Raw genomic sequence first — 11722 nt, forward strand, 5'->3', positions numbered from 1 at the left:
TCCGCCGCTGATCAGAGCCAGCCGCCGCTGAATCCCGCTCGTTTGAGGCCTCTCACCAGATCAGGGGATTCGCGCATCAGCCGCCACAACAAACCGCTGCGGTAATTTTCGATCATCAACACCATCGGACCCTGGTTGATACCGAAATGCCAGGGCGAAACCCAACCACAGGCGTCATCCGGCTTGGTGGCGCATGTCGGGTTGATGGTTGTCCTGAAACCATACGGATTGAGATCGTGGAATTTCAGCTCGTCGATGAAGTAATCGATAGCCGGCAGCACGATTTCCGCTGCGAACGGCAACGAGGCCACGATAGCGGAAGGCGCAATGGTGCCGTCATCAGGGCCAAAGGGGACTCCCCGCGCACCGTAGCTGAAAAACTGACGCTCCACGCCATCGATCAGCAGCGTGTCGGGACCCGGTCCTTGGCAGGCAGTCAGACCCCAGCAATTGGCCGAGTAGCCTTTGAATCCGAGCGGATTAGCGATGGCATATTGACGCTGCACATACGTCGCGCGCCGGCTGTTTTCGAAATAGTCGTTGCTTTTGTCGCGCATGAAGGCGTCCTGGATCCCGCGGAAGTCGATCCAGATCAGCGGAAACTGATGAGTGAACAACGCACCGATATAGCGCATCTGCCAGCGTACGAATCTCCGCTTCGTCTGCCATCTCTTCGTCAAAGAATCTCGCACAGGTGAGCATGCCAGCCAACAGCAGCGCTGTATCGACGGTGGACAACTCGCATTGCCAAGCACGACGACCAGTATGCATATCGAGTAAGTGGTAGTAAAAACCCCGATATCCAGTGGCATCGGGTTCTGGGCCCTGGGCACTCCGGGCAAAGAACCGCAGCGTGGCTAGCGTACGTTGCACGGCCGCCTCGCGCGATAAAAATCCACGCGAGACCCCCACCGGATAGCAAGCCAGCGCAAATCCCGTGGCGGCGATACTCGAAGGCCAATCCAGCGGCCGTTTGTCATCAGGCGCCGTCTTGTCGCGAATCAATCCATTGACTGGATTGGCTTCGCTCTCGAAATAGTGAAAAGCCTTCTTTTGGATGTTCTGCAGCTTTTGATCGGAGCTTCGGGCTGGATTGCTCATGGGATGCAGTCAAGCACAAGGTTAGGCGCTGCGCATTCGACGCTAGTGCCGACAAATGACAAGAGAATTTGAAAGTTCAGTGTAACCCTGCAACCAGGAAGAGCGAATCGTTTGCACTTCGTAGACCTGTCTGCGCTTTGCGACCGGCTCCAGCTCACACCAAGCTCACCCTGAGACAGTGATTCTGTGGTTTGTCCGGAACCGCACATAGACATCCGTAAAATGGGGACTATGAGTTGGTAATCAGTCGGTTCCACATAGCGGTGATTAATCAAATCCAGTACTGATACCCGGCACCCTCTCCCACGCGTTCGCTAGTAGCGCGTTCCTACTCAAGAGGAAGCCATGTCTTCTGATCCGCTCGCAAACCATCTTCTCGCCGCCCTACCCGCGAGTGAGTGGCAAAGATGGCAGCCACAGCTCGAACTCGTCAGCATGCCGCTCGGCAAAGTTATCTACGAGACGGGTGGACTACAGACCCATGTCTATTTCCCCACTACGGCTATCGTCTCTCTGCTTTACATGATGGAGGACGGTTCTTCTGCCGAGATCGCCGTGGTCGGAAACGAAGGATTGGTGGGCGTCTCGCTGTTCATGGGTGGCGAATCGACGACCAGTCGTGCCGTGGTCCAGAGCGCCGGCAAGGCCTTCCGACTCTCATCGCGCGTGGTCAAAGATGAATTCAATCGAGCCCCAGTCCTCCATCTGCTGCTCAGATATACCCAGGCATTGATCACGCAGATGGCCCAAACCGCTGTGTGCAACCGCCACCATTCACTGGACCAGCAGCTATGCCGCTGGCTTCTGCTCAGCCTGGACAGATTGCAAGGCGACCAACTCGTGATGACCCAGGAACTCATTGCGAACATGCTGGGTGTGCGCCGCGAAGGTGTGACCGAGGCTGCATTGAAGCTTCAAAAAGCCGACCTGATTCAATACTCACGTGGACACATACACGTACTGGACCGAAAAGGCCTGGAGCGTAGATCCTGCGAATGCTACGAAGTAGTCAAGAAAGAGTACGACCGCCTGCTTCCGAACAAGACGGCAGTGTGAATTCATTGATCGGATAGCTCACAGAAGGGAATGCACCAAAAGTCACTGGGTAATCCCCCACCGGTTAGCTGACCCCAGAAGTGGAATTTTCTCGTACGATTTGCTGAGGAGGTTCCATGAAGACATCGCGATTCACTGACAGCCAGATCATCGGCGTACTCAAGCAGGCCGAAGCCGGCACACCGGTTCAGGAGTTGTGCCGCGAACACGGCATCAGCTCGGCCACGTTCTACAGGTGGTGTAGCAAGTTCGGCGGCATGGAGGTTCCCATGGTTGCCCGGATGAAGGAACTTGAGGACGAGAACCGACGCCTGAAGAAACCGAGTGGCGCGGCAAGGCAGGTGTGATCCGCTGTGACAACGGCCCGGAGTACATCAGTGGCGCCTTGCTGGCCTGGGCGGAACGGGAGGGCATACGCATCGAGCACATCCAACCAGGCAAGCCGCAGCAGAACACCTACATCGAACACCACAACCGGACCGTGCGCTACGCCTGGCTCACCAGAACCCTGTTCGAATCCATTGAGCAAGTGCAGGACAAAGCGACGCGCTGGCTATGGACTTACAACCACGAGCGCCCGAACATCGCCTCGGCGGCATCACCCCAATGCAGAAACTGGCACTCGCCGCTTAACTCCACTTTTGATGTCAGCTAAAAATGGGGGGATTACCGTCCACGCCGATTTGCGTGGGAAACCGCATCGCCCCCGGCCTCGGGGTGGCGAGCAGCGAAGCGTAGATCCCTGGCTACAAGGCCTGAACGGCCGATGTGCCACGCCAATCCCACGCCCGGTTTGGATTCGACGGCGTTAAACTACCCACACTGCAGCACGGACCAACCAGCATGCCCTTCGTCGTCACCGAAAACTGCATCAAGTGCAAGCACACCGACTGCGTCGAAGTGTGCCCGGTGGACTGCTTCCACGAAGGCCCGAATTTCCTGGTGATCGACCCGGACGAATGCATCGACTGCACCCTGTGCGAGCCGGAGTGCCCGGTCAATGCGATCTATCCGGAAGAAGACGTACCCGCCGGACAGGAGGGCTTCGCGAAGATCAACGCCGATCTGGCGAAGGAATGGCCAGTGCTGACTACGCGCAAGGATCCGCCGCCGGATGCCGCGGAATGGGACGGCAAGCCGAACAAGTTGCCGCTGCTGGAACGCTGAGGCTATCCAGCTCGCACGCCGACCATCCGGACTGGCTGCGGAAGCGCTTGCATTGGTTCGGGAGTCGCGCCGGTCCAGCAGCCCGAACCAACAACAACGGCACCATGGGGTGCCGTTGTTGTTGGTTCGGTTGATGCCGCGATCAGGGCGCGATTGCGGACTTCAGCGCACCTATCAACTTGACCGGGGCGTTGCCGGTCGGCGGCAGGCCGCGCGGATCGACCGCGGAGATATATGCGCCGTTGCCCACCTTGGTCACCCGCACCAGGAACTTCGCATCCATGTAATCGACATCGTAGGTACCAAGGATCTGCGCCTTGCTGGCGATGGTTACGCCATCGGTCGCGGCAAGCACTTCACCGACGCGGGCGAACACGGCATCACGGTCGCCGGTTGCATTGAAGCCGACCGGCGCAGCGCTGCTGCCACCTGCGTTGTTCATGCCCGAAGCGGACACGCTGCTTGTGTCGGGCAGGGCCATGGCACGCTCTGCGGACGGGCGATCAAGGTCCGGCGGGACTTCCAGCGGCCGGCTCTCGCCACTCTGCGTGTAGAGATCGCTCTTCTTGCCAAGCCCAAACATGCTGCAGCCCGACACGCCTGCAACCAGGGTGGCAGCGACAAACATGGTGGCAACACGGGTGGCGCGGGGGGAAAGACGCATCAGGATCTCCTGTCAGGCCGCCTTGATGCGGCAGCGTTGTTCTAGCTGGATGATGTCCGCGTGCAGGCGTTCGGCCTCGGCGGCATGCATGGATGATAGCGGTTGCAGCGGCAGGCGCAGCCCATGGCCGATCCCATTCAGCGCCAGGAGGGCTTTCAGGGGAATCGGATTGGGCTCCAAGCCCAGGAAATGGTAAAGCGCATGCAGGCGGGCATCGAACTCCTCCGCCTCGGCCGCATCCCCTGCCCGCGCCAGTTCGCACAGGCGTCGGAACGCACCCGGCACCACGTTGGATGCCACCGAGACGATGCCGTCGGCGCCTGCCAGCATTGCCCGCAGCGCAGTGGGATCGTCGCCACTGAGCACGGCGAAGCCCTGCCTGCGCAGCGGCAACAGGCTGTCCATGCGCGATTCATCCGCGCGCGCTTCCTTGATTCCGACGATATTCGGGTGCATCGCCAGGTCGGCCGTGGTCTCCGGCGCCATGTCGCAGCCAGTGCGGCCGGGCACGTTATAGAGCACGACCGGCAGCCCGCCCTCATCGGCAACTGCACGGAAATGCGCGAGCAGGCCGGATTGCGTGGGCCGTACATACGGCGGCGTCACTACCAGCGCGGCATCGGCACCCAGCGCAGCAGCCCGCTGGTTGGCCAGGATGGTCTTGGCAGTGTTGGACTGGCCGGTACCCGCCAGCACCGGGATGCGCCCGGCCACGAATGCCACCGCGCTGCGCAGCAGGGTCTCGAATTCGGCATCGAACAGCGCGGGTGCCTCGCCGGTGGAGCCGGCGACTACCAGGGCATTGGTGCCTGCAGCCAGTTGTGCTTCGAGCAGGCGCTGCCATGCAGGAAGGTCGATGTCGCCAGCGTCCGTGAACGGGGTCGCCAGCGCGGTGATACTGCCGGAAAGTTGCAAGGCTGCGGACTCACGAAGAAGGCGCCGGGCAGGATGCATGCCGACGCGGGGAAGGGCTCGGCCGGGGCCGATTCAGGCTTGATCTTACTTGCGGCGCAAAAGCACCGGCAAGTATGCTGCAGGTATTCGGCACCCAGCCACGACCCAGGCGCCGCACACACACCTCCTTTTGCACGGACGCTGCACTTGACCGATATCACGCCACGGCCAGCGCCGAATGAAAACCACCTGCTGATCAACGCGTACACCACGCACCCGCAGTCGCCCTTGCTCGCCGTGACCCGGCGCATCGCCGATTCCGGCTGCAACCTGGTCGATACGCGGCTGGCCACAGTCGGTCGCGACGTCTCCGTGTCCGCGCTCGCCACCGGTTCCTGGGACGCGGTGGCGAAGCTCGAGACCATGCTAGCCAAGCTCGAGCGCGAGGAAGGCCTGAAACTGGTCTGGTATCGCACCGGCCCCAAGCAGGTGCAGTCCAACCTGCTGCCCTACGTGGTCGAGGTGATCGCCTCGGACAAACCCGGAATCATGTTCCAGCTCGCGGATTTCTTCGACGGCCAGGGCATCACCATCGAGAGCCTGCATTGCGCGCGATACCGTGCGATGCAGACCGGGGCTGACATGTTTTCCGCGCAACTGACGATTGGTATCCCGTCAGACATGCACATCGCCGCCTTGCGCGACGATTTCCTTGAATTCTGCGACCATCTGAACCTCGACGCGATCATGGATCCAATGAAATATTGATGGGTGGGCATTGCTAATGGATCTCGTCTAATGGACATCGGCGACCGCATTCCCGACTTGCCGCTCAGCCTCACCAGCGGCACCCCGGCGAGCCTGCACGATTTCCGCGGCAAATGGCTGGTGTTGTATTTCTACCCGAAGGACTCGACCCCGGCCTGCACTAACGAAGGCATCGCCTTCAACGAGCTGCTGACCAAGTTCCGCCGCGCTGGCGCTGATGTCCTCGGCGTGTCGCGCGACTCGATTCGCAGCCACCAGAACTTCACTGCCAAACAGGGATATCGCTTCGAGCTGGCCAGCGATCCGGACGAGACCTTGTGCAAGGCGTTCGACGTGATCAAGCTGAAGAAACTGTATGGCCGCGAATACCTCGGCATCGAGCGCACGACCTTCCTGATCGACCCGATCGGCGTCATCCGCCAGACATGGCGACCTGTCAAAGTCCCCGGCCATGCGCAAGCCGTGCTGGATGCCTTGAAGGCTGCCACGTCGCAGTGATCGTTCCTGTCTCCACGAATCACCTCCGTCCCGCCCTGCGGGCCACGGCGGCCCTGTCCTGCCCGACTCCAACGGAAGCCAGTCCATGACGCGAAGCAAGCGCATCTACGTCCTCGACACCAATGTGCTGATGCACGACCCGACTGCGTTGTACAAGTTCGAGGAACACGATGTGTACCTGCCGATGCAGGTGATGGAGGAGCTGGACAACGGCAAGAAAGGCACCTCTGAAGCCAGCCGTAACGCACGCCAAGTCAGCCGCTTCCTCAATGAGCTGATCGAGGCCCACGGCAGTACCGATATCAGCGATGGGATCTTGCTGCAACGGCCAAACGGCCTGAAATTGCGCGGCGCGGACAGCATTGGCAGGCTGCGTTTCCAGACCGGCGATTTCGATGCCGGCCGGCGCTTCGGCACTGTGATCCCGGACAACCAGATCCTCGGCGCGATTTTGGCGCTGAAGGAATCCGACCCCGGCGCGCCGGTGGTATTCGTGTCCAAGGACATCAACCTGCGGATCAAGGCGTCGATCGCCGGCATTCCCAACGAGGACTACGAGAACGACCGCGCACTGGACGATTTCAGCCTGCTCTACACAGGCGCCACCGCGCTGCCGCCGAATTTTTGGGAAATCCACGGCAAAGAACTGCGCTCCTGGACCGAAAAGGGCCGGACTTATTACGAAATTGCCCTGAATGACGACGATGACTGGTATCCCAACCAGTTCGTCTACCTGCCGGGCGACGAACAGGCCGAAATGAAGGTCGCCCGCCTCACCGATGACAAGATCGTGCTGCAGATCGTCGATGACTTCCGTCACAGCCAGCACGCGGTATGGGGCATCAACGCGCGCAACCGCGAGCAGAACTTCGCGCTCAATGCGCTGATGGATCCGGAGATCGATTTCGTCACCCTGCTCGGCACCGCCGGCACCGGCAAGACCCTGCTGGCGCTGGCTGCTGGCCTTGCGCAAACCATGGACGCGCAGCGCTACCGCGAGATCATCATGACCCGCGCAACCGTGAGTGTCGGCGAGGACATCGGCTTCCTGCCCGGCACCGAGGAAGAAAAAATGACGCCGTGGATGGGTGCGCTGACCGACAACCTGGAAGTGCTGACCCACAACCAGGAAGGCGGCAGCTGGGGCCGCGCAGCTACCAATGATTTACTGGCGTCAAGGATCAAGATCCGATCGATGAACTTCATGCGCGGGCGCACATTCCTGTCGCGCTACCTGATCCTGGACGAAGCGCAGAACCTGTCGCCAAAACAGATGAAGACCTTGGTCACCCGCGCTGGCCCGGGCACCAAGATCGTCTGCCTGGGCAATGTCGAGCAGATCGATACGCCTTACCTGACCGAAACCAACTCGGGCCTGACCTACGCGGTGGATCGCTTCAAGAACTGGGCGCACAGCGCGCACATCACACTGCGCCGCGGCGAGCGCTCGCGTCTGGCCGATTTCGCGTCAGAAGTGTTGTGACGTTCTAGAAACAATCATTATCATGTTTAATATATCTATATCGATATCTGGAGCTTGCATCATGTAGTTTCGAGTGGTGAAATAGACGTTCAAGATTTCCACTCGGCAGATCATGATTTCATCCGCCCAGATGCGCGCGGCGCGCGCCTTGCTCGGGATCGACCAGCGCCAGCTCGCCCAGCTGGCGGGTGTCTCCCTGCCCACCGTGCAGCGCATGGAGGCCAGCAATGGCATCGTGCGCGGGATGGTCGGCACCTTGAACAGGATCGTCGAAGCACTGGATGCCACCGGCGTCGAACTGATCGCCAACGACCAGCCCAGCCAGGGCCGGGGACGCGGCGTACGGTTGAAGGACTCTGCATGATGTTCTGCATCGAGAGCGCAGGCATGTCCGATCGCCGCACCCACACTGATGCGGAACAACGTGGTTACAGCGATCACGCAGCCTTTGCACTTGCCATTGGCGAGCTCCGGTGCCGATCGACCTGCTAACCGCAGCACTCGCCGTCGCTGCCGGCTGGGTCCTGATCGGCCTGGCAGGATTGTTGCGACCGCGCAGCGTTGTGTTTACTGGGCGCTGGCTGTTTTCACTGGGAGTGGTCGGTGGCCTGGCGTTGGCAGTCATCGGCGTGCTGGCGCTGACAGGGCCCATCCAGGTCCAGGTGTTGCCGATCGGGCTGCCCGATCTGCCATTCCACGTACGCCTGGATCCACTGGCGGCGATCTTCCTGAGTCTGATCGGCACAGCATCAACTGGCATCTCGCTGTATTCGGCAGGCTATTTTCGCGCCGGCGAAGGCGCCGCGCCCGGACTGATGTGCCTGCAGTACCACGTGTTCCTGGCGAGCATGGTGATGGTGGTCCTGGCTGACGATGCCTACGCCTTCATGGTTGCCTGGGAGACCATGGCGTTGGCGTCGTATTTCCTGGTGACCACCCAGCATCGGGTACCCGAGATCCGTGCTGCCGGTTTTCTCTACCTGCTGCTCGCCCACATTGGGGCCATCGGTATCCTGCTGTGCTTCGGCGTGCTGCAGGGCGGTTCGTGGCAATTCACCTTCGACGCCATGCGTGCCGCCTCGCTCTCTCCAGCCTGGGCGTCGATCGCCTTTTTCCTGGCCTTGTTCGGTTTCGGTGCCAAGGCTGGCATCGTGCCGCTGCATGTGTGGTTACCGGAAGCGCACCCCGCGGCACCTTCGCCGGTGTCGGCGCTGATGAGCGGGGTGATGATCAAGACTGCGATCTACGGACTGATTCGGGTCACCTTTGACCTGCTGCATACGCCCGTCTGGTGGTGGGGCGTGGTGGCGCTCATGCTCGGCGCGTTCACCGCGCTGTTCGGGGTGGTTTTTGCGGCGGTGCAGACCGACATGAAACGGCTGCTCGCATATTCGTCGATCGAGAATAGCGGGATCATCCTGTCCGGGTTCGGCCTGACCGTGCTGTTCCATGGCCTGCACATGCCCGTTGCGGCGTCGCTGACCATGGCGGCGACGCTGTATCACTGCCTCAACCACTCGCTGTTCAAAAGCCTGCTGTTCCTTGCCACCGGTTCGGTGCTGCACGCGACCGGCGAGCGCAACCTCGGCAAGCTCGGCGGGCTGATCCACAGCATGCCGTGGGTGGCGTGGTTGGCGCTGGTCGGCACGCTGGCGATGGCCGGTCTGCCGCCGCTCAACGGCTTCGTCTCCGAATGGCTGCTGCTGCAGGGCTACCTGTACACAACCAGCCTTCCGCACGCGATCATCAACATGCTGGTGCCGATCGGTGCTGCAGCTTTTACGCTGACCATCGCCCTGTCGGCCTACGTGATGGTGAAATTTTACGGCGTGGTGTTCCTGGGCCGGCCACGCGAGAAGGCGCTGGTACAGGCACAGGATGCCGGCTGGCTGGAGCGTTTCGGCCTTGGTTGGCTGGCACTGGGTTGCATCGCACTGGGTCTGATGCCGGTCACCGTGCTGCGCGCGCTCGACGCGGTAAACCTCAGTCTGCTTGGATCGGGCCTCGGCGACCTGTCGAAGCATTGGTGGTTACTGACACCGACCGCCGCCAGTCGCGCCAGTTACAGCCCGCTGGCGTTCGCTGCCGGCATCCTGCTGGCGGTTGCCCTGACCTTCCTCTGCGTGCGCCTGCTCTATCACGGCCGCGTGCGCAGGGCGGATTTCTGGGATTGTGGATTCCCCGGACAGACCGCGCGCGTGCAGGATACCGCCGAGGGCTTCGGCCAGCCGATCCGACGCATCTTCCGACCGTTCTTCCAGATCGAACGCCAGAGCCCCTCTCCATTCGACAGTGCGCCGCATTACGCGCTGCAGCTCGGTGACCGTTGGTGGTATTGGCTGTACCTGCCAGTGGCGGCCGGCGTGCTGGGCGTGGCGAAACTCGTAGGCCGGCTACAACACGGGCGAATCGCGATCTACCTGCTGTACAGCTTTGTCACCCTGCTGGCCCTGTTGGTGTTCGTGCTGTGAGCGCGCGCGAGCTGCTGATGGCAGTGATCGACACCGGCTTGGCGGTGTTGGTGGCCCCGCTGCTGATCGGCTGGGTGGATCAATGCCGGGCATGGTTGCAGAACCGGCGCGGCGCCGGCGTGCTGCAGTCGTATCGGGTGCTGCGCAAGCTGATGCACAAGGATGCGGTCATTGCGAACGGCGCGTCACCCCTGTTCCGCGCCTCACCCTACATCCAGTTTGGCGCGATGGTACTGGCCGCGATGATCATTCCCACCTTCGGCGCCGATGCTGCGCTGGGTTCGGCCGCCGACACCATCGCCTTGGTCGGCGTGTTCGCGGTGGCGCGGGTCTTCATGGCGCTGGCGGCGATGGACATCGGCACCGCCTTCGGCTCGCTCGGCGCGCGCCGGGAAATGTTGATCGGCTTTCTCGCCGAACCCGCCCTGCTGATGGTGTTTTTCACTGCATCGATGATCTCCGCAAGCACCTTGCTGCCAACCATCATCGGCACCCTGTCGAGCGCCCAGTTGGTGATCTATCCGAGTCTGGCGTTCAGCGCGATCGCCTTCGTGATGGTGCTGCTGGCCGAAAACGCGCGCGTCCCGATCGACAACCCGACCACCCACCTCGAACTGACCATGATCCACGAGGCCATGGTGCTGGAATATTCGGCACGGCACCTGGCACTTATCGAATGGGGTTCGGCACTGAAGTTGCTCAACTACGTCGCCATCGGGATCGCCATGTTCGCACCCTGGGGGCTGGCCAGTAGCGACGCCGGCTTGGCCACAATCCTCGGTGCCTGGTTGATCACGCTAGGCAAGCTGGCCATCGCCGGTACCGGGCTGGCGCTGATCGAGACGCTGAGCGCAAAACTGCGCATCTTCCGCGCACCCGAGTTCCTTGCCACCGCCTTTCTGCTCGCAGTGCTTGGCCTTCTCGTCCACCAGTTGCTGGAGATCTGAGCGATGACCGCGCTCCCGCTCTCCACCCAGTTGATCAATCTGTGCGCAGCGCTGCTACTGTTGACTTCGTTCGCGATGCTCTCGCAGCGGCGCATCGTCTCGCTGGTGAACCTGTTCGCCGTGCAGGGCGGCGTGCTCACCGCGTCCACCGCGATCGTCGCGTACAGCTCCGGCCAGCACCACCTGTACTACTCGGCCGTGCTGTCCGGCGTGCTCAAGGTGCTGCTGCTGCCGTGGATCCTGCATCGCCTGATAGCGCGACTGAACGTGCGCTGGGATACCGAACCGCTGATCAATATCCCCACCACGATGCTGGTCGGGATCGTGCTGGTGGTGTTCTCGTTCGGGTTGGCGCAACCCGTCACGCAACTGGCGACGACCATTTCGCATGGCACGCTCGGCATCGCGCTGGCGGTGGTGATGCTGTCGTTCCTGATGATGATCACCCGCACCAAGGCAATCTCGCAGGTGGTCGGATTCCTGGCGATGGAGAACGGGCTGTTCTTCGCTGCAACAAGCGCGACCTACGGCATGCCGATGGTGGTCGAGCTGGGCGTCGCCCTCGATGTGCTGGTCGGCATGGTGATCCTCGGCGTGTTCTTCTTCCAGATTCGCGAACAGTTCGACAGCCTCGACCTGGAGCACATGGAAAAGCTCAAGGAAGACGACTGAG

General features: G+C 61.4%; 12 protein-coding genes and 1 pseudogene. 10 read left to right on the forward strand and 3 right to left on the reverse strand.

Features of this window, described 5'->3' with window-relative positions:
• Positions 1-11: 11 nt before the first annotated feature.
• Positions 12-812 (reverse strand): glucoamylase family protein, encoded by an 801-nt coding sequence (locus PSV05_RS11010; protein ID WP_300065046.1) that lies wholly within the window; start codon positions 810-812, stop codon positions 12-14.
• A 634-nt stretch (positions 813-1446) separates the two neighbouring features.
• Between PSV05_RS11010 and PSV05_RS11015 the strand changes: the two genes are divergently transcribed.
• The 3 genes and pseudogenes from PSV05_RS11015 (at position 1447) to fdxA (ending at position 3324) form a co-directional block, all read left to right on the forward strand.
• Positions 1447-2157, forward strand: coding sequence for a Crp/Fnr family transcriptional regulator (locus PSV05_RS11015; protein ID WP_300065048.1), 711 nt, complete (start codon positions 1447-1449; stop codon positions 2155-2157).
• Positions 2158-2273: 116 nt separating this feature from the next.
• Positions 2274-2790, forward strand: a pseudogene (locus PSV05_RS11020) (transposase).
• Positions 2791-3000: 210 nt separating this feature from the next.
• On the forward strand, positions 3001-3324 hold the full coding sequence (gene fdxA, locus PSV05_RS11025) for a ferredoxin FdxA (RefSeq protein WP_300065050.1): 324 nt from the start codon (positions 3001-3003) through the stop codon (positions 3322-3324).
• A 142-nt stretch (positions 3325-3466) separates the two neighbouring features.
• Here fdxA and PSV05_RS11030 read toward each other — a convergent pair whose 3' ends face one another.
• The gene (locus tag PSV05_RS11030) at positions 3467-3988 is read right to left on the reverse strand and encodes a hypothetical protein (RefSeq protein ID WP_300065052.1); all 522 of its coding nucleotides are present in this window, start codon (positions 3986-3988) and stop codon (positions 3467-3469) included.
• Positions 3989-4000: 12 nt separating this feature from the next.
• On the reverse strand, positions 4001-4903 hold the full coding sequence (dapA, locus tag PSV05_RS11035) for a 4-hydroxy-tetrahydrodipicolinate synthase (protein ID WP_300065054.1): 903 nt from the start codon (positions 4901-4903) through the stop codon (positions 4001-4003).
• 186 nt (positions 4904-5089) lie between these two features.
• On the opposite strand from dapA, the gene PSV05_RS11040 reads away from it, so the two are divergent.
• The 7 genes from PSV05_RS11040 (at position 5090) to PSV05_RS11070 (ending at position 11721) form a co-directional block, all read left to right on the forward strand.
• The gene (locus PSV05_RS11040; RefSeq protein ID WP_300065056.1) at positions 5090-5650 is read left to right on the forward strand and encodes a glycine cleavage system protein R; all 561 of its coding nucleotides are present in this window, start codon (positions 5090-5092) and stop codon (positions 5648-5650) included.
• Between the two features lie 30 nt (positions 5651-5680).
• Positions 5681-6148 carry a peroxiredoxin gene (locus PSV05_RS11045; RefSeq protein WP_300065058.1) on the forward strand — a complete coding sequence of 156 codons (468 nt, stop codon included), beginning with the start codon at positions 5681-5683 and terminating at the stop codon, positions 6146-6148.
• Between the two features lie 85 nt (positions 6149-6233).
• Entirely contained in the window at positions 6234-7631 is a 1398-nt protein-coding gene (locus tag PSV05_RS11050; protein WP_300065060.1) for a PhoH family protein, read from the forward strand.
• Between the two features lie 112 nt (positions 7632-7743).
• Positions 7744-7995 carry a helix-turn-helix transcriptional regulator gene (locus PSV05_RS11055; protein ID WP_300065062.1) on the forward strand — a complete coding sequence of 84 codons (252 nt, stop codon included), beginning with the start codon at positions 7744-7746 and terminating at the stop codon, positions 7993-7995.
• 109 nt (positions 7996-8104) lie between these two features.
• Entirely contained in the window at positions 8105-10102 is a 1998-nt protein-coding gene (gene hyfB / locus PSV05_RS11060; RefSeq protein ID WP_300065064.1) for a hydrogenase 4 subunit B, read from the forward strand.
• Positions 10099-11049, forward strand: coding sequence for an NADH-quinone oxidoreductase subunit H (locus tag PSV05_RS11065; protein ID WP_300065066.1), 951 nt, complete (start codon positions 10099-10101; stop codon positions 11047-11049). The genes hyfB and PSV05_RS11065 overlap by 4 nt, the downstream gene beginning before the upstream one ends.
• A gap of 3 nt (positions 11050-11052) precedes the next feature.
• On the forward strand, positions 11053-11721 hold the full coding sequence (locus PSV05_RS11070) for a formate hydrogenlyase (protein WP_300065068.1): 669 nt from the start codon (positions 11053-11055) through the stop codon (positions 11719-11721).
• Position 11722 lies beyond the last annotated feature (1 nt).

Origin of the sequence: Thermomonas sp., assembly GCF_029945965.1 — a bacterium.
In the GTDB taxonomy this organism is placed as follows: Bacteria; Pseudomonadota; Gammaproteobacteria; order Xanthomonadales; family Xanthomonadaceae; genus Thermomonas.